The sequence below is a fragment of the Clostridium sp. DJ247 genome (assembly GCF_014231265.1).
The window spans coordinates 21,904-41,615 of sequence record NZ_JABAIW010000028.1 but is presented as its reverse complement, the minus strand read 5'-3'; the positions used below and the strand labels follow the sequence as shown (position 1 = coordinate 41,615).

Below are 19,712 nucleotides of genomic sequence, written 5' to 3'. Positions count from 1 at the left end.
CCAAAGGTAGGCTTGTTTTGTTATGCTTATTTTTAGGTTGTCTCTAACTAGTTTTCAGGACACCTCCTTTTTCTAACAGACTTTATCAATTTTTTTAGCAGCTATAATGTTAACCCCTGTACCTAAAACATTTTCAACTATAATATCACCGATCTTTACTGGAGCCTTTACTATAACTCCCTTTAGAGCCTTTACACATTCAAATATCTTACCCTTAGGTATATCACTTTCAGTTTTTACTGGAAGTGCATCTATTTCTCCACCTTCCACAACAACAGTTGAAGTTACTATTCTTGTAGGATTAGTACATTCTTTTTTTCCGTATTCCTCTCCTCTTTTACAGGTTTGTCCTGTAACATCTATAACTTCATCATTTTCTATTTTTACTTGCAACGCACATCCCATAGGACATCCTATACATACTAATTCCCTTGTATTCATATAATTACTCCCTTTCTATCTTGATAGTTATATTCTCACAATTAGGATACTTGAAAAATAGTTCCTTTTTAAGCTTTACAGTTTCCATTTCTCCTGGAGTAAGAATTCGTTTCTTTATATGCATTTCTCTATAATTATCAAAATAAACGGACACATAACTATCTTTAAATACATCTCCAACTCTAAATCTTACAGCTATTACATCTTCCAAGTTTTCAGGATTTATATATTTAGGAACTGTATATCTCACTCCCTCTAGTGCAGTAACTTCTATCTTGTCACCATCAAATCTCTTGCCTTTTACATAGTTAGCAGCATTTCTTCCTGCATTATAGCTTTCAGTAGTAACATTGTCCACTAAATCATGTACATGAAGTACGTTTCCACAAGCAAATATACCATCTATATTTGTTTTAAGACTTTCATCTACCTCTGGTCCACCAGTTATATTAGAAAGTTTAACTTCAGCATTTCTTGACAGTTCATTTTCTGGAAGAAGTCCTACTGATAGAAGTAAAGTATCACAAGGTATATATTCCTCGGTTCCCTTTATTGGTTTTCTATTTTCATCTACAGCTGCAATAGTAACACCTTCAAGCCTATCTTTACCTTTTATATTCGTTATAGTATGGCTTAATTTTAAAGGTATATCAAAATCATCAAGACATTGTACTATATTTCTTTTAAGGCCGCCAGAATATGACATAAGTTCAACTACTGCCTTAACTTCAGCTCCTTCTAAGGTCATTCTTCGTGCCATTATAAGACCTATATCTCCTGAACCTAAAATTACAACACTTTTTCCTGGCATGTACCCTTCAACATTTACGAACTTTTGAGCCGCACCTGCCGTATATACACCTGCACATCTGCTTCCTGGTATATTTATAGCTCCTCTTGGTCTTTCTCTGCATCCCATAGCAAGTACAATAGCTTTTGCCTTTATTTCAATTATTCTATCATCCTCATTAACTGCCGTAATTAATTTGTCTTTATTTATATCAATTACCATAGTATTTAATTTATATGGTATTTTCATTTCTTCTACTATATCAATAAATCTTTCAGCATATTCTGGTCCTGTTAACTCTTCTTTAAAAGTGTGAAGTCCAAATCCATTGTGTATACATTGATTTAGTATTCCACCTAGCTGATTGTCTCTTTCAAGAATTAATATATTCTCTACTCCTTGTTCCTTAGCTGAAATAGCCGCAGCAAGACCCGCTGGTCCTCCACCAATTATCACTATATCATATTCTTGCATTATCTAACCCTCCAATATAATTCTTTAAATTATTATTTAAATATCTTCTTTATCCTTACCTACCAAGATATTAGAACCATTACCGAATTTAGTGATTTCTGTAGGTAACACCTTCAATTCTCTTGATAGAATCTCTACTATTTTTGGAGAACAGAAACCCGCTTGACATCTTCCCATACCAGCTCTTGTTCTTCTCTTAACACCATCCAAAGTTTTTGCTCCAAGGGGCCTATTTATAGAATTTACTATTTCCCCTTCTGTTACCATTTCACATCTACATATTATTTTTCCGTATTTATGATCCTTTGAAATAATTTTCTTTCTCTCATCATTACTCATTTCTCTGAACTTAGGTATACCTTTTCTAATAGGATTAAAGTCCATTTTCTTTTCTGGACATAATTTTTCTACAACTATTTCTTCAATCATTTCTGCTATAGCAGGAGCACTTGAAAGTCCTGGTGATTCTATACCCGCTGCATTTATAAAATTTTCAGCATCTTTCACTTCACCTATTATAAAATCCTCCTTATCTCCATGAGCTCTAAGTCCACAAAAGGATGTTATTAATTGCCTCATAGGAACTTCTTTTATACTTCTTTTTGCTTTATTAGCAACAAAATCAAGTCCTTCTGCAGTGGTTGTAAAATCATTTTTATCCTCAATATCTTCAGCATTAGGACCAATTAATAAATTGCCATCTACAGTAGGAGTTACTAAAACTCCTTTTCCTAATTTAGTAGGTAATTGAAAAAGGGTTCTTGTAACCATATTACCTACAGATTTATCAAATAAACAATACTGTCCTCTTCTTGGAATTATATTTATTTTTTCATCACTAATCATATTATTTAAGTCATCTGCAAATACCCCTGCAGCATTTATAACTAATTTTGTTTCTATACTTCCATTATTTGTACTTATAAAATAAAACTCATTTTTCTTTTTTATATTTTTTACTTTTGTTTCAAATTTAAATTCTACCCCATTAGAATAAGCATTTTCCGCTAAAGCTATAGTCATTTCATATGGACAGACAATACCACCAGATGGCAGATATAAAACTGCTTCCACTTCATCTGAGAGGTGCGGTTCCATTTTTAAAGCTTCTTCTCTAGTTAAGATTTCCATACCTGGAACTCCATTTTCTTCTCCCCTTGCCTTATAGTCTTCTAGTGCCTGAATATCCTCCTTACTAAAGCATAGAACAAAAGATCCATTTCTTTTAAATGGAAAATCTAACTCTTCAGACAGCTTGTCAAACATTGAGTTACCTCTAACATTTAATTTTGCTTTTAAACTCCCAGGTCTTGGATCTTCACCAGCATGGACAATAGCACTGTTAGCCTTTGTAGTCCCGCTAGCAACATCTATTTCTTTTTCTAGAACACACACTTTTAATTTATATTTAGATAACTCTCTAGCAATAGAACATCCTATTACACCTGCTCCTATAATAGTAATATCATACATTATTACATACCTCCTTAGAATCTGAGACATAATAAAAAGGGCCAATTTAAGATAAACTTTTACGCTTATCTTAAATTGGCTCTCTAAAACTCCGCCATAATTAATTAAATTTTCAATTTATATCTTTATTTTACCATATTTAAATAATATTTTCAAGTGTGGAATAAAATTATTTTGCCCAACCTAAAGATCTGTTTACTGCTTCATGCCATCCAACTAAAAGTTTTTCTCTCTTTTGTTCATCCATGCCTTTGCTAAAGCTTTTCGATAAAGCCCAGTTTTTAGCTACATTTTCTCTATCCTTCCAATACCCCACTGCAAGACCTGCTAGATACGCAGCACCCAATGCTGTAGTTTCTGTTACCTCTGGTCTATCAACTTGAACATTTAGTATGTCCGCTTGAAATTGCATCAAGAAATTATTAGCACAGGCTCCTCCGTCAACCTTTAATACTTTAAGCTCTATTTCTGAATCCTCTTCCATAGCCTTTAATACATCATAAGTTTGATATGCTAAAGATTCAACTGTAGCCCTTATAAAATGTTCTTTTTTAGCCCCTCTTGTAAGACCTACTATTGTTCCCCTTGCATATTGATCCCAATATGGAGCTCCTATACCAACAAAGGCTGGAACTACATACACTCCATTAGTATCTTCCACAGCTGTACAATAGCTTTCTGATTCTGCTGCAGACTTTATCATTCTAAGTTCATCTCTTAGCCACTGAATTGAAGCTCCTCCTATAAATATACTACCTTCTAAAGCATACTCAACTTTTCCATCTATTCCAACGGCTATAGTAGTAAGTAATCCATTTTTAGATTCCACTGCCTTTTCCCCTGTATTCATAAGCAAGAAACATCCTGTACCATAAGTATTTTTAGCTGCTCCTGGCTGGAAGCAAGTTTGTCCGAATAATGCAGCTTGTTGATCTCCAGCATCTCCTGCTATTGGAATAGGTATTCCAAATAAAGCTTCATCTGTTTCACCATATACACAACTTGATGGCTTTACTTCAGGCAGCATACTTTCTGGTATATTAAGTATATCTAATAATTCTTTATCCCATTTTAACTCATGTATATTGAAAAGCATTGTTCTAGATGCATTTGTGTAATCGGTTACATGAACCCTTCCCTTTGTAAGATTCCATATAATCCAAGTATCTACATTTCCAAAAACAAGATTTCCTTTATCTGCTTCTTTTCTAGCTCCTGGAACGTTATCAAGTATCCATTTTATTTTTGTAGCTGAAAAATATGCATCTAGAATTAATCCTGTTTTTTCTTTTACAATTTTATCTATACCCTTTTCTTTTAATTCATCACAATATTCAGAGGTTCTTCTGCACTGCCATACTATTGCATTATATATTGGAAGACCTGTTCTTCTATCCCAAACTAAAGTAGTTTCTCTCTGATTGGTAATTCCAATAGCTGCTATATCCTCAGCTTTTAGATTAGCCTTAAATAAAGCTTCTGCAGCTACTCCAAATTGTGTAGCCCATATTTCCATAGGATCATGTTCAACCCATCCTGCTTCTGGATATATCTGCCTAAATTCTTTTTGAGAAACACTTACAGGTAGTCCCTTTTCATTGAATAATATACATCTTGAACTTGTAGTACCTTGATCTAAAGCCATTATATACTTTGCCATTTTAAAATCACCTCTCCTACTTTCATAAATTTTTTATTATTAATTTCATAAAAAAGCCGCACTAAAATAGAGTCAATGACTTGACTATTTTTTATGCGGCTCTCCTAATCTCTGCCTTTAAGTATTTATACGTTTTCAATAACAATTTTAAAACCAAAATTCAAAATAAAATTTTGGTTATTTAATTACCAGACCTAAGACCTACGATTTTAATAAACGAGAAGTTAAGGGCTGCCCTGTGCTGGATTGGTTCAACTAAGATTCACTTTATAGATCCCATAATTCCTTTGATGTAGTAGATATAGCTAAAGCTCCTGCTCCTAATGAATCCATTATATCCTTTTTAGTATTTATAAGTCCTCCTGCTATTATATATGGGCTTATTTCTTTTTGTAGTGAATCTATTATTTTGCTTGCTATGCCTGGCATAACCTCAACAGCATTAGGCTTAGTTTCGTGGATACTCTTTATGCCTGTCCTTAAAGAAAGAGAATCTATTACAAAAAGTCTCTGTATTGTATGCAACCCTAATTGATTTGCATATCTTATATTTGAAGCTTTAGTGCTTATTATACCATGAGGATCTGCATTTTCTTTTATATATTTTATTCCTGCTGAGTCCCCCCTAAGTCCTTCAATTAAGTCTACGTGAACAAATACTATTTTATTCTTTTCTCTTAACCTTGAACATATATCCTTTATATTTAAAATATCACCATATAATACAAATACTACAGAGGCTCTGGTATCTAAAGAGTTTTTTAAATCTTCATTATTTCTTATTGCTGCTATTATAGGATTTTCTAACAAAGTTTCTTTTAGTCTTATCATTTCCAAGAACTCCTTTAATTTTATTTTTATATTAACAGGTTAATTCTACCATTATTTCCTTTTATTTTAAACAACTTTTATATTTCGGTTGTATTTATTGTTAAAACACAGTTACAAATAGGACTGCTCCAACCATAGCACCAACTATAGGCCCAAAAACTGGTATCCAGGAATATTGAAAGTCGGAATCACCTTTACCTGCTATGGGTAATACTGCATGTGCAATTCTTGGTCCTAAGTCCCTTGCAGGATTTAAAGCATATCCTGTAGGACCACCAAGTGAAAGACCTAATCCCCATATAAGTGCTGTTACAAATATTGTTCCCATTCCATCTGCAGCTTTTACACTACCTAGTCCAACTATGACAAATACTAAAGTTGCTGTGGCAATAACTTCTGTAAGAAAATTTGAACCATAGCTTCTTATAGCTGGTCCAGTACAGAATATACCTAATTTTGCACCTTTATCCTCAGTTTCTTTCCAATGTGGTAGGTAAAGAAGCCATACAAGTACTGCTCCTACAAATCCACCTAACATTTGAGCTATTATATATCCCGGAACCTGAGCCCAGGCGAACTTTCCAATGGCTGCAAGTGCTATAGTTAAAGCTGGATTAAAATGTGCTCCACTTATTCCTCCAAAAATAAATGCAGGAACTCCAACTGCAAAAGCCCAACCAGAAGTTATTACCATCCATCCACCATTTTGACCTTTGCTTTTACTTAATAGACAGTTTGCAACAACACCATCTCCTAGTAAAATTAGTATCATGGTACCAAAGAACTCTGCAAGTAATTTTGTTGTCATAATTTAAAAGCCTCCTTTAATTTTTATATATTATTGCAACCGGTTACATGTTTATCACTTAAGAGCTTGTCTAAAATGAATTTCATGCAAAAAAGCCGACTTTAAAAAAGCTGTATACTACTTTTTTAAAGCGGCTCTCTAAATCTCTGCGCCTTAATTTAAATTTATAACCTAACTTAAATATAACGTATATTTGGAAAAACTTCTATATGCTGTTGAATGTTATATTTTATTTATATGCTTTGTATTCATCAAAAATTACATCACATAATACTCTTTTCCTAATTAAAGTATTAATAAGATTGAATGCTGTTTAAAATGAGAGTAAAGAGTAGGAATTCTATTTATATATTTAAATTTTTTAAGGTATTTGTAAGTTTTAAGTTTTCATTATAATCAACAGCACAATCTATTACAGCAGGAACATTCTGCTCTAAAGCTTCTTTAAGTATAGGCATTAACTCTTCAGCTTTATTTACTCTATATCCCTTAAGCCCCATAGCTTCAGCATATTTTACAAAGTCTGGGTTTGTAAAACCTATAAAGGCTGAATTTCCATAACGTTCCTCCTGCTTCCATTTTATAAGTCCATAAGCTGAATCATTGAATATTAAAGTTACAAAAGGTGTTCCTATTCTAACAGCAGTTTCAAGCTCCTGACTATTCATCATAAAGCCTCCATCTCCTGTTACCGCTACTACTTTTTTATCTGGATTAACTAATTTTGCAGCTACAGCCCCTGGAATAGCAATACCCATAGATGCAAATCCATTAGATATTATACAAGTATTTGGTTTTAAACAATTGTAGTGACGTGCTATCCACATTTTATGTGCTCCCACGTCTGAAACTACTATATCATCCGGTCCCATAACTTGTCTTAAATCATAAAGAATTTTTTGAGGTTTCATAGGGAAGCTAGTATCATCAGCATAGGATTCATGCTCATCTACTAATTTTCTTTTAATTTCTAATGCATAGCTTTCTTCTTCATGTTTTGATGAACGCCTTGTTACTTCATATAGAGAATCTGATATATTACCAACAACTTCAACACTAGGAACATAGCATTTATTTATTTCTGCTTTTTCTACCCCTATGTGTATTATTTTTATATCTCCTTTTGGATTCCATTTTTTTGGAGCATATTCAATTAAATCATAACCAACAGCAATAACTAAATCTGCTTTTTCTATAATTGTATTAATATAATCTCTTTGAGTAAGTCCTATACTCCATAATGATAACGGATGAGTGTATGGCATTATACCTTTTCCCATAAAAGTATTGGCTACAGGTATATTTAATCTTTCTGCCATATTAACTAAAGCAGCACTAGCTTCTGCACGGATAGCACCATTTCCTGCTAAAATTATAGGCTTTGTAGCTCTAGAAATTGCTACTGCTGCCTTCTCTATACTACTGTAAGAAGCAAAGCTCTCTTCTAATTCTACGTGCTTTAATGGTAAACCTTCAACAGGCATAGCTGCAATATTTTCAGGTAAATCTATATGAACTGCTCCAGGTTTTTCACATACAGCCATTTTAAAAGCTTTTCTCACAATTTCAGGGGCCGTATCTGGTCTTACTACCTGCTTATTCCATTTTGTTACTGGTGCAAACATTGCAACCAAATCAAGATACTGATGGGACTCTATGTGCATTCTGTCTGTACCTACTTGTCCAGTAATAGCTACAAGAGGAGCTCCATCCAGATTAGCATCCGCAACTCCAGTCATTAAGTTGGTAGCTCCAGGTCCTAAAGTTGAAAGACATACTCCTGGTTTTCCTGTTAATCTTCCATAAACATCAGCCATAAAAGCAGCTCCTTGTTCATGACGAGTAGTTATAAACTTTATACTTGAATCCTTTAATGCATTCATAAATGTAATATTTTCTTCTCCTGGTATACCAAACATAAAATCTACTTTTTCACTTTCAAGACATTTAACAAGTAAATCTGCAGTATTTATTTGATTATTGTTTTTGGAGTTATTTTGTTGGGTGGTTTGTTGTTTTTGTTTTTCATTGTTTTTTTCCATGCTGTTATCTCCTTGTACATTATAAAAATATATTGTCTAGAATATGTAATTTAGATATCAAAATTACATACTTAAAGTTAATAAAGAAATTTCTTATATACTACACCTTAATCTACAAAAATCTATACTGTAATACTGAAACCTACAAAAAACTTTTTTGAAATTTTTATAAAAAATCATATAATGTCAGCTAATTCTTTTCAAATTCATAATTTTTCGTACAACTTTTTAGCATAATTTCATTAAAACAATTTCAAATTCCCCTAATACTCCAACTAATAAAATTTTAAGTTAACCGCAGCTCTAAGGCTTCCAATATATTTTTCTCTTTCTATATAGAGTTTTTCTGCTTCTTCCAAAGAAATTTCTTGAAACAAAATTTTATCTCCCGGCTTACTCTGAACCACTTTAGAAATATCTACCGCTGCTACCTGTGCAATCTTAGGATATCCACCTATGGTTTGCCTGTCGGCAAGTAAAATAATAGGATTTCCATCTGGTGGTACCTGAATTGTTCCAAAAGATACCCCTTCTGAAATCATTTCTAAAGATTCCTGTAATTTTAAATTTGGCCCTGACAAACGGTATCCCATTCTATCTGATTGCGATGTAATCTTGAATGGAAGATTAAAAAATTGATTTTTGCTATCTAAAGTGAATTGCTGGAATTGTCTGTCACGTATAACTCCAACGCAAATGTGCCCTAAGTCCTGTGGCATAAGTTCTCCCTTTAAATACCAATCTGTCGAAACAAATACATTAGATGAACTTTTCCTTGTCAACTGCTGTGTAATCTGAATGCTCTTTCCTTTAGGTAATCTAAACTGAAGTACATCGTTTTTTTGCAATGCCCGTCCTTTAAAACCACCAATTCCTGCCCGAAGATAGGTACTTTTACTGCCCATAATTTCTGGAACATTATATCCGCCTGCTACAGCTAAATATGAACGACAACCTGACTTAGAAGCTCCAAATTGCAGAACACCTTTTTTATGCAGATAAACAGGTCTCCACATTGGAACGGGCACTCCATTGATTGTAGGTGACAAATCCCCACCAGTGATAGCAAAAAGTGTACCTTCCCCTATTTCTAGTGAAGGGCCTATTAACGTAATCTCAATTGCAGCTTCACCATCTTCATTTCCCACTAAAAAATTAGCAAGCCGAAGAGAATAAGCATCCATGGCACCACTAACTATAATTCCATGCTTTTGATATCCATATCGCCCTAAATCTTGAATAGTTGTAAGAAGTCCAGGATTAAGAACCTTTATACTCACAGATACTCCTCCTTATATTCTTCATGTGAAATTGGGCGAAACCTTACAATATCACCTGCTTGAAGAAGACTTGGAGGGTATTCATTGGCACGGAACAATTCTAATGGAGTACTACCAATCAACTGCCACCCTCCTGGAGTGCTGATGGGATAAACACCTGTTTGCATTCCTGCAATTCCTACTGCTCCTTTTGGAATCAACATACGTGGACACTGACGCCTAGGAGTGGAGATTTGTTCAGACATTCCACCTAAATATGGGAAACCAGGAGCAAAACCTATCATATAAACAAGGTATTCCCTACTTGAGTGAATTTTCACTACCTCATCCACAGTAAGCTTGTTATATTCCGCCACATATTCTAAATCCGGTCCCAACTCCCCACCATAACATACAGGGATTTCTACAGCTCTCCTTTCATTATAAAGGGACTGATCCAACTTTGATAAAACTTGCTGAAGCAGGGATACAACTATTTTATAAGAGAGTTCATGTTTTTCTATATAATTAGCTTGCAAACCTTTAACTTTTATAACATCATAAAACACTGTAACACTTGAAAATGCCGATACAGCTTCAATCATTCCCGGAAATGGATTTGCATGAAGATAATCCGTTAATACTTTTACCTTTTTGTGTATCTCTGGATGAATCTTCTTCCCAAATTCCACCACAATTGCCGATTCACCAAGTGGAAACATCTGAAGGTTAAATTCATTATTAATAATAGTTTCACTCACCTTTTTTCACTCCTGTACCTCTATAATAACCTTATGTATAATGATAATGAAATGTACCTTGCTAGTTATTCATAAAATTTTTAATATCAATTTTAATAGCTTCCAGCTGCTTATTAATTTCTTCGGCAAAGGTTAACGCATGTAAACCATCACCATGTATGCAAATTGTATCTGCCTTTATTGGAATATGAAAACCTTGCAGACATAATACGGTTCCTTCTCTAACCATTTTTATTACTTGCTTAATAGCATGGTCACTATTTGTGATAATAGCATCATTGTTAGCCCTAGGGGTTAGTGAGCCATCCTGCTGATAAGTTCTATCTGCAAAAACTTCGCTAGCAGTACGAAGTCCTATCTTTTCCCCGGCTTTTATAAGTTCACTTCCTGAGAGACCAAATAATATTAGTTGTGAATCTATTTTATAAATAGCCTTAGCTATTGCCTCAGCTAATATCTGATCTTTTGCCGCCATATTATACAATGATCCGTGGGGTTTAACATGCTGCATTCTTCCACCTTCAGCTTTTACAAACCCATTTAAAGCACCAATTTGATAAACTACCATATCATAAGCTTCCTCTGGAGAAATACTCATATTCCTTCTTCCGAATCCCACTAAATCAGGAAGGCCCGGATGTGCTCCTATTGAAACTCCATTTTCAAGAGCAAGCCTTACGGTTTTATGCATAACCCCTGGATCTCCTGCATGAAATCCACATGCAATATTAGCGGAAGTAATAAATGGTAGTATTTTTTCGTCTACACCTATTTTATAACTACCAAAACTTTCTCCCAAATCACAGTTTAAATCTACCCTATACATACTAATTCATCCTTCCTGTTATCAATAATAGTTTTTATTTGTCACTACTGTAAAATAAGCATCACTTCAAATAAAAAATAATTTTTTTAGAAACACCATATACCATATTTCAGAATTCATATTTTCTATTATGAGTTGTTATAAATGTATTATACTTATCTATAATATGTGAATCAAGGATTTATCAAAAGCACGTTTTTTAAATAGTATTATTTTTTCTCCCACTATAATTACAAAACTAACAACAACTTGCTGTTAACTTTATCTAAAGAAAATATAGTTAACGTCGTTGAAGGAATTATTGAATTAGTATCAGAATATGTTCAAAGTAAGGAATTGAGATTTAAGTTTTTTCAATGTAACTCTTTAAAGTTATAGATAACAAAAGCCTTAGCGGGATGTTTTTCACTCCGATAAGGCATCAATATGAAATACTATTCGACTAAAATCCTCCTGCACCTCTGCCGCCGGCATAGCCTCCCCCGTCTCCCGAAGAAAAGCTACTGCCACCACTACCCTAAACTATTTTGATTTTATAGCGCTATAACTACTCCTTGAAAGTTTGCTTATAATACACATAACTCATGACAATAGGTGCTATAACCATAATTAATAGAATTATAAAAAAAACCACAAAATGTACTTTATTAGTTAAAAATAGTGTGGTTAACAATGAAGCAAAACCACAAATAACAAACACTCTAACACCTACCAATAATTCCCAGATCAAAATTGACTTATCAAGATAGTAAATTTATAATAAAATATAAGGTTTTCTGTATTATTTGCATAAACATACCTTTTCTTCAAAAAAATAAAATTCATATAGGCCATATGGAGCTTTATCTATGTAGTAAGAGCATCTTGCAACCCTTTGAAAAGCGGTAACTTCAGGATCTTTAAATCGACTACTAAACTAATTATAAGAGGAAGTGTTAGCATGAAAAAAATGAAGTTTAAAAGTGTTGTTTTATTTATAGGAATGTTAGTATTCTTAAGTGGATGTACCATAAAAAAAACTAATAATCTTTCTTATAATGCCGATTTGCCCAATAATAATTTTAAAACCCGTGAAACTTCCACATATAGTAAAAATTCATCCGAACAAGGTTTAGGATCTGTAAAAATCCAGTACAATCTAAGTCACATACCTAAATTAGCAAGCAATCAAGTAGCTGTGTGGATAGAAGATACAGAGGGTAATTACGTTCGCTCTCTCTATGCTAGTAAATTTACAGCAAGTGGAGGATATGCTCAAAGATCAGAGGCTCTTTCTGAATGGATTAAAAAATCCAACTGGAGAAATGCTACAAAAAGTCAGGTAGATGCAGTGAGCAGTGCAACACAAAAACCAGGAACCATAAATATTACATGGGACTGCAAGGATGATAAGGCAAAAGCTGTTAAACCGGGAAAATACGTTTATATTGTAGAGGGGAATATCTACTGGGACAACAGAGTTCTATGGAAAGGAGAAGTGGAAGTTGGAAATAATGAAAATAAATCTACAGCAAAAGCTGAATATGTGCATGAAAATGTTAAAGATAAGGAAATTTTAATAGATAATGTGTCTGCCATATTCACACCAAAAAGTAATTAGAGAAGTAGCAATCATAAATTGTTAAACTAATTTAATTGTTTCCATGTAGCATCATTCATGAGCTTACTTTAACTTTAGTTATGCAATTTTAAAACCCAAATTACCTATTTAGGATAATATATACTTTCTAGGATATGTTTTCCAAAGTATATAAAAACACTTATCCAATTTTATAGGATGTATTTTTGAAAAACTTTTAAGCAATTTTTAGTTCTAATAAAATATCTTCTAGCGCAATATTTTGTTTTAATCTTTCTATAGATAAATTACTGCGGACTCTATATTTATCAAAAGATAAGTTACTTTTAAAATATTTATAAATACAACTTTTGTCTTTTGAAGACAGCACACTTTTTGCAATTTCAGATAAGGTTTTATTGCCAGGTAAATTTATTAACCCATTTACAATAGTGGTTAAATGATTAAATTGTGGTTTAGACATTCCATAGTTTACATCATTTAAGTAGTTGTAAAATTCATCATTAATTTTCTAAAGTTTTTTTCTATTGCGCCCTTCTTCACTGCTTAGACTCCTATATAATTTTATTTAGTAAATCGCTATTTAATCGAGTAAAATATCCATGCTTTTAGGATTTTTACGAAAATTAAATAGCTGATTTACTTTAAAATTTATATAAATCAAAATTCATAATATTATATTATTTCTCTATTATAAATTTATCATACTTTTGTTATTAAAAACAATGTAAAGAGTTTAAGTAATCTCTGTAAAGTTTCCTATCAAAGCTATGGAAAACATAAGTGCTATAGCAATTAAAGAAATTGCACAATTATCTTAATATCTTATTTTTGTAATTCTTCTATGAATCTACAATAAAAATTAATAAGTTTAATATAACTTTCATTATTAATTTTTTCATTTACACCATGTATTGTTTTTAAATCATCTTGACTAACTTCTACAGGACTAAATCTATATATTTTATTAGTTAGATTTTGATAGTATCTAGAATCTGTACTACCTGCTACAAGATATGGTGCAACTACTACATTAGAAAAAGTAGCTTTAGCAGCTACACTGATGTCTTTAAATTCTTCTGAGTCACTAGCTGATACTATTGAAGGATTCCATGAACTATTGATAGCTTTTATACTAATTTGATCATTGTTAATAACTTTCTTCACTTTAGCTATAACACTGTCAACACTTTCTCCCTGTAAAATTCTAAAATTAACTAAAGCTTTAGCATGCTGTGGAAGAGTATTTTCCTTTACTCCTCCATCAATCATTGTAGATACAATAGTAGTTCTTATTAAAGCATTAGAATTATCTGATTTATTTAATGTATTTAGTATTAAAGGTTTAAATAACCACATATTTGCAAATGCCAACTTCTGAGCAAATGGCATTTCAGGTGCTATGGCCTTTAGAAACTCTTGGGTTACTTCACTTATTTTTGCTTCAAATTGATTTGCCTCAAGTGCATTGATAGCACTAGCTAATTTTCCTATAGCTGAATGCTTTGGAGGCAGAGCTGAATGCCCTCCATTATCTGTTGCTGAAAGTTCTAATGTTAAATATCCCTTTTCTGCAACTCCAACCAAAGCAACTGGATCATTTATTCCTGAGATCATATTTTTTACAACAAAGCCTCCCTCATCAAGAACCGCAGATAACTTAACTCCTTTTGACTCTAAGTATGATGCAATCTTGTAATTCCCATTTATTCCACTTACTTCCTCATCATGCCCAAATGCTATATATATTGTTTTTTTAGGTTTGTATCCCTTTCTTATTAACGCATCTATTGCTTCAAATTCCCCCATGAGTTGACTTTTCATATCAAGAGCACCCCGTCCCCATACATAACCATCAATAATCTTCCCAGAAAAAGGTGGATATTTCCAACTTTTTTCTGAGAGTTCATTTGCTGGCACCACATCCATATGGGCCATTAAGAGTATTGCATCTGAATTATTCTCAGTTCCTTGCCATTTATATAGGAGACTTAGTTCATTAACCTTTTCTCTTTGCAAATTTTTATGGATATTTGGAAATGAATCTTCAAGAAATTTATGGAACTTAGTAAATTCTAATTTATCTACCTTACTGTTATCTTGATAGGAAATAGTTTTATATTGTATTGATTTTGACAAATGCTCCAATACTGTTTTATTGTCAATAGAATAATTTTTAACATTAGTTTGAGAATAAGCTTCAGTTGACTTTAATGTAAACACTCTTCCAAAAATAATTAAAAGCAATGCCAAAATACAAGCAATGGGCACCGCTATATATATTTTTTTCTTAATCATAATTTCCCCCTTAGTTTATTGATAAGCTCTATATAATTTCAAGTACCTTCTTAAGATAATCTTCTTTACATGCCCTGCGTTGAATTTTACCACTTGATGTTTTTCTTATTGAACCTCTTTTTATGAATATAATATCATAAATATCTATATCATAAATTTCCTTAATAACTTTAGCTACTTCACTTTTCACCTCTTCCTCCTCTATTCCTTTAAATTCACTTCTAACTTCCTGTACTAATGTAAGTACTTCTTTTTCATCTATTTCTATTGAAAAAGCAGCATTATTGTTCATGCAAAATAAAGGATGAATAACTTCAACAGTGTGTTCAATATCATTAGGATTAATATCTCTTCCGTTAATAATAATTAAATCCTTTAATCTTCCTGTAATAAAAAGTTCCTCTTCATAAATAAAACCTAAATCTCCTGTTCGTAAGAAAGGTCCGTCCTGAGTATCTGTAATAGTGGCCTTAAAAGTCTCATCTGTAAGCTTACTGTTATTCCAATATCCCTTTGAAATACTAGGGCTTTTTAGCCAAATTTCACCTAATTCGTTACTTTTACATAATGAGGTAGTATGAGGATTTACAATAATTATTTCTCCATCAGAAAGTTTTGTTCCACATCCAACAAGAGCTTTAGCATTTTTTTCATTATAGTCACATTCAACCACAATATTTTCTTCAAGTGCAGATTTATCAAAGGCTTTTATAATTGGCTTTGCCTCCATTAACCCGCCAGATACAATAAGAGATGATTCTGCCAAACCGTAACAAGGATAAAACGTCTCTTTTCTAAAGCCAAATGGTTCAAATACTTTTGTAAATTCTTCCATAATTATTGGTTTAATAACTTCAGCACCATTAAATACAATCTTCCAGCTTGATAAATTAAGTCTTTGCTTTTGTTCTTCGGAAATATTCTTTATACAATAATCAAATGCAAAATTAGGTGCAGCACTGATTTGTGATCTAAAATTACTTATTGCTTCTAACCATCGGTAAGGTTGCTGCATAAAAGCAAATGGAGACATAAGATGAACAGTAACCCCATGATATGGTAACGCAAGAATTCCACCAATAAGTCCCATATCGTGAAATGGTGGAAGCCATATTACTGCATTAAGATTTTCAGTTTTTTTCTCAAGAAGTGGTTTAAAACAGCTTCCAATTAAACTAATATTATGAAGAAGATTGCTATGGGTTACAATAACACCCTTTGGTGTTGAAGTTGAGCCTGAAGTATATTGTAAAAATGCCATAGAATCCTTCCTTATCAAGGGCATATTCCATTTATCGGAAAAATCATCAATAATGGTATCTAAAGTAATCCAGGAAAGATTATAATCAGTAATTAATTCAATGAATTCACATTCTATACTTTCTTTAATCACTGATGTAGTAAGAACAAATGAAGCTTGTGAATCCGTAATCATCCAATGAAGTCTTTGAGAAAAAAAACTTGAAGCATCTGGTGAATAAGCCGGAACAGGAATTGCGCCTGCATAAAGACATCCAAAGTATGCTTCAATATACTCAAGGCCAAAAGTAAACAATATAATAACTCTTTTCCCTTCTGCCCTTCTACCTAACAGATAAGCTGCAAGGGAACGAGCTCTTTTATCAAGCTCACCAAATGTAATGCTGCTTTCTTTAATGTTATTTTTATTGTTATAATCCTTATAGGTATAAGCAACTTTGTTATATTTTACTTCTGCAAAATGCCTGTATGCATCCACAATAGTGTTAAATGCACTATTAATCTGTGCTCTTTCATTCATAACTTTTCCTCCTCATTAATATATCCAATCTATGATAAAGAATTTATTTTTTTATAAGTTATAATTTTTTACAATTAATTATTATCAAAGTAAAAATGTTCATCAACAATTAAAAAATCTTTAACCTGTTGATGAACTTTTTCCATTATATAGCATAACAAATAGATGAAATTTTTTCTTTAAGAAACAGAAATTCATTCCTCTTCAACATCATTTTTTCTAATAAAAAAAGTGCTTTAATGTAATAAGTATTCTCTCTCAATTCTTACTGTTGCTTTTCCTCCAAAGAGTATTCGTTTAACTCCATCATTAATAATAGTATCCAATTTTACGATATTGGGAATTTCACTAGAAGGCCCCTGTTCTATTGACATAGGATCACCTTCCCATAACTTATTTTTGAGAAGATAATATCCAATGGAGGAATTACCAGAACCTGTTGCAGGGTCTTCCAAATATCCATACTTTGGAGCAAATACTCTGGTACGAAGTTTATTGGCATTATGAGACACATCCATAGTAAAGATAGTAATAATATCTATACCATTTGCAATACAAAAATTCTTTAATGTATCTATATCAGGATATGTAGATATTACATTTTGTAACGAATTTATGGGAACAATAAGTGTATTCAGACCGGCATTAATAAGATCAATAGGATACTTGCTATCAATACAAGTATCAGAAATATTTAAATTTTCGCTAATTTCTTTAGCTGTCAAAGTTGTACCTTTATATTCTGGCAAAGGTGCTGTAATAAATACAGCATCCATTGAAGAAATATTATTAAATACCTGTAAATCACCTTTATTGGTACGTATGGTTATTTCTTTCTCATTGAAAAGTTCAGGTGTATTAAATATTAAGTCATACATACAAGCAATTGTACCATGCCCACAAAATTCCACCTCACATTCCGATGAATAATAAAGTAATAAATAAATTGTTTTATTATTACTTGTAATTGGTAAACAATATACAACCTCATTCACTGCCCCCTTCAGTTCTCGGGCTATTTTCTGCATTTCCTCTTCTTCTATTTTGTTCTCAAGATAAATACAACCTGCTGGATTGCCTGAAGAACCTTCCATTGTGAAGGCATCAATTTTTTTGAATTGTAAACTCTTCATATTAAACTTCCCTTCTATATGCTAAAAATATCCTCATAGGTTTGTCGCCTTTTTGTTACAGTTATAATTCCATTTTCATCAACTAGTATGCGGCTTGGACAAGGATATGAATTTGCATTTGATGCAAAAAAATGAGATTCTGTTCCTCCAGTATCATAAATTGCAATTACATCTCCTCTTTTAGGAGTCCTTTGAAGTTGAATTTTATATTTTGCAATTATATCTCCATTATAGCAAAGATTCCCACATACAAAAGCTTCAAAGGGATTATCTTCTACTTGATTATAATCATTAATAATGGCCCAGCGATTAAGAAGCTTATGTATTACAGATCCTGCATAATTCACAACCCCCATTTCCAAAACAAGTAGATTATGTCCAAAGGCAATCTTTTTCACATTATTTACACGGGCAAGGGTTATTCCTGCATCTCCAACAATGCTTCTGCCCGGTTCTATGAGAAATTCGGGACGTCCCAATTCCTCCAATGCTTTTACGGTATTAATCTTCTTACCATTAACTACAACTATTCCTCTTAATATTGCTTCTAGCATTTTTTCTTTAGGATAAGGAGAATAAAACATTTCTCCCTTCCATTCATTAAAATTAGCAATATCATTATAATCAGTAGTATATCCAGTAGACTCGTTATTCCACACATAGAGCTTGCTAAAATCTCCGTTTTTAGCGGTTACTATTCCTCCCTTTACCCTATTTAACATATCATTCCACTTAACTTCGCTCATATAGGATAAAGGAAAGCCACCTCCAATATTAAGGAATTTACACTCATATCCATTGTTTTTTAACATATGCCCTAATTCAATAAGTATACCCAAGGCATACAAGAAAATTTCCTTATTTGCTATTTGAGATCCAATATGCATATGGAATCCACATAATGTTAAACCAGGATATATATCCAAATTCATAATTAAATTCTTTACAACCTCAGAACTAACTCCAAATTTTGTCCATACTCCTGATGTTAATATGCACTCATCAGTTGCACTATCGGTATCAAAGCTACTTACCCGTATTAACACAGAAGCTTTTTTCCCCATATTAAGAGCCATTTTAGAAATAAGCTCTAATTCCTCTATACTATCAGCAGTTAATAATATATCTAAATCTATAGCCTGTTCAATGAGAAAATCTTCTTTAGAATTTCCATTAAGGTTAATTTCCTTTGTTAATATTCCTGATTCAAGAGCTGCTCTTAATTCATTATATGAACAGACATCCACCCCAATCTCCTCTTCTTTAATTATCTTAAAAACCGAAGGATGACAATATGCTTTAGCTGCATATCTTATTTTCCCTTCAGGATAATAAGAAGAAAATACATTTTTGAATGCTACTATATTTTTTCTAATTATTGGCTCATAATTCATATGTAGAGGTAATCCATAATTCTTAATCCACCATGTTAGTGGATAACCACCTATAACAACCTCTGCTTTGCTAGTGTCTATAAAATCATTATAACCAGTGCCTGCTTGTAAATTCAATTCATTATCTTTTTCCATTACACTTTTATTAAATACATCCATTCAG

At 32.5% G+C, this 19,712-nt stretch carries 16 protein-coding genes; 1 reads left to right on the top strand and 15 read right to left on the bottom strand.

Features of this window, described 5'->3' with window-relative positions:
- Positions 1-72 precede the first annotated feature (72 nt).
- From HGI79_RS12495 to pxpA, 10 genes are all read right to left on the bottom strand, one after another.
- Entirely contained in the window at positions 73-441 is a 369-nt protein-coding gene (locus HGI79_RS12495; RefSeq protein ID WP_185651021.1) for a DUF1667 domain-containing protein, read from the bottom strand.
- Positions 442-445: 4 nt separating this feature from the next.
- Positions 446-1,705 carry an NAD(P)/FAD-dependent oxidoreductase gene (locus HGI79_RS12490; protein ID WP_185651020.1) on the bottom strand — a complete coding sequence of 420 codons (1,260 nt, stop codon included), beginning with the start codon at positions 1,703-1,705 and terminating at the stop codon, positions 446-448.
- A gap of 36 nt (positions 1,706-1,741) precedes the next feature.
- Positions 1,742-3,178, bottom strand: a complete 1,437-nt coding sequence (locus HGI79_RS12485) for an NAD(P)/FAD-dependent oxidoreductase (protein WP_185651019.1) — start codon at positions 3,176-3,178, stop codon at positions 1,742-1,744.
- A 169-nt stretch (positions 3,179-3,347) separates the two neighbouring features.
- Positions 3,348-4,838, bottom strand: coding sequence for a glycerol kinase GlpK (gene glpK / locus HGI79_RS12480; protein WP_185651018.1), 1,491 nt, complete (start codon positions 4,836-4,838; stop codon positions 3,348-3,350).
- A 267-nt stretch (positions 4,839-5,105) separates the two neighbouring features.
- Positions 5,106-5,666 (bottom strand): glycerol-3-phosphate responsive antiterminator, encoded by a 561-nt coding sequence (locus tag HGI79_RS12475; protein ID WP_395939540.1) that lies wholly within the window; start codon positions 5,664-5,666, stop codon positions 5,106-5,108.
- A 103-nt stretch (positions 5,667-5,769) separates the two neighbouring features.
- Positions 5,770-6,477, bottom strand: a complete 708-nt coding sequence (locus HGI79_RS12470) for an MIP/aquaporin family protein (protein ID WP_185651016.1) — start codon at positions 6,475-6,477, stop codon at positions 5,770-5,772.
- 344 nt (positions 6,478-6,821) lie between these two features.
- On the bottom strand, positions 6,822-8,519 hold the full coding sequence (locus HGI79_RS12465; RefSeq protein ID WP_185651015.1) for an acetolactate synthase large subunit: 1,698 nt from the start codon (positions 8,517-8,519) through the stop codon (positions 6,822-6,824).
- A 275-nt stretch (positions 8,520-8,794) separates the two neighbouring features.
- Positions 8,795-9,799: a biotin-dependent carboxyltransferase family protein gene (locus tag HGI79_RS12460; protein WP_185651014.1), complete on the bottom strand. Its 1,005-nt coding sequence runs from the start codon at positions 9,797-9,799 to the stop codon at positions 8,795-8,797.
- Positions 9,796-10,500, bottom strand: a complete 705-nt coding sequence (gene pxpB / locus HGI79_RS12455) for a 5-oxoprolinase subunit PxpB (RefSeq protein WP_185651041.1) — start codon at positions 10,498-10,500, stop codon at positions 9,796-9,798. The genes HGI79_RS12460 and pxpB overlap by 4 nt, the downstream gene beginning before the upstream one ends.
- Before the next feature lie 100 nt (positions 10,501-10,600).
- Positions 10,601-11,365 carry a 5-oxoprolinase subunit PxpA gene (pxpA, locus tag HGI79_RS12450; protein WP_185651013.1) on the bottom strand — a complete coding sequence of 255 codons (765 nt, stop codon included), beginning with the start codon at positions 11,363-11,365 and terminating at the stop codon, positions 10,601-10,603.
- A 940-nt stretch (positions 11,366-12,305) separates the two neighbouring features.
- Here pxpA and HGI79_RS12445 point away from each other — a divergent pair.
- Complete coding sequence (locus HGI79_RS12445; RefSeq protein ID WP_185651012.1) at positions 12,306-12,965, top strand: DUF2271 domain-containing protein; 660 nt, start codon at positions 12,306-12,308, stop codon at positions 12,963-12,965.
- A 196-nt stretch (positions 12,966-13,161) separates the two neighbouring features.
- Here the strand turns inward: HGI79_RS12445 and HGI79_RS12440 are convergent, their stop codons facing one another.
- From HGI79_RS12440 to HGI79_RS12420, 5 genes are all read right to left on the bottom strand, one after another.
- Entirely contained in the window at positions 13,162-13,407 is a 246-nt protein-coding gene (locus HGI79_RS12440) for a hypothetical protein (protein WP_185651011.1), read from the bottom strand.
- A gap of 362 nt (positions 13,408-13,769) precedes the next feature.
- Entirely contained in the window at positions 13,770-15,242 is a 1,473-nt protein-coding gene (locus HGI79_RS12435; RefSeq protein ID WP_185651010.1) for a M20 family peptidase, read from the bottom strand.
- Positions 15,243-15,270: 28 nt separating this feature from the next.
- Complete coding sequence (locus HGI79_RS12430; RefSeq protein WP_185651009.1) at positions 15,271-17,022, bottom strand: fatty acyl-AMP ligase; 1,752 nt, start codon at positions 17,020-17,022, stop codon at positions 15,271-15,273.
- Between the two features lie 236 nt (positions 17,023-17,258).
- The gene (locus HGI79_RS12425) at positions 17,259-18,155 is read right to left on the bottom strand and encodes a PhzF family phenazine biosynthesis protein (protein WP_185651008.1); all 897 of its coding nucleotides are present in this window, start codon (positions 18,153-18,155) and stop codon (positions 17,259-17,261) included.
- Positions 18,156-18,169: 14 nt separating this feature from the next.
- A complete protein-coding gene (locus HGI79_RS12420; RefSeq protein ID WP_185651007.1) occupies positions 18,170-19,708 on the bottom strand; it encodes an alanine racemase in 1,539 nt (512 codons plus the stop codon).
- Positions 19,709-19,712: the final 4 nt, after the last annotated feature.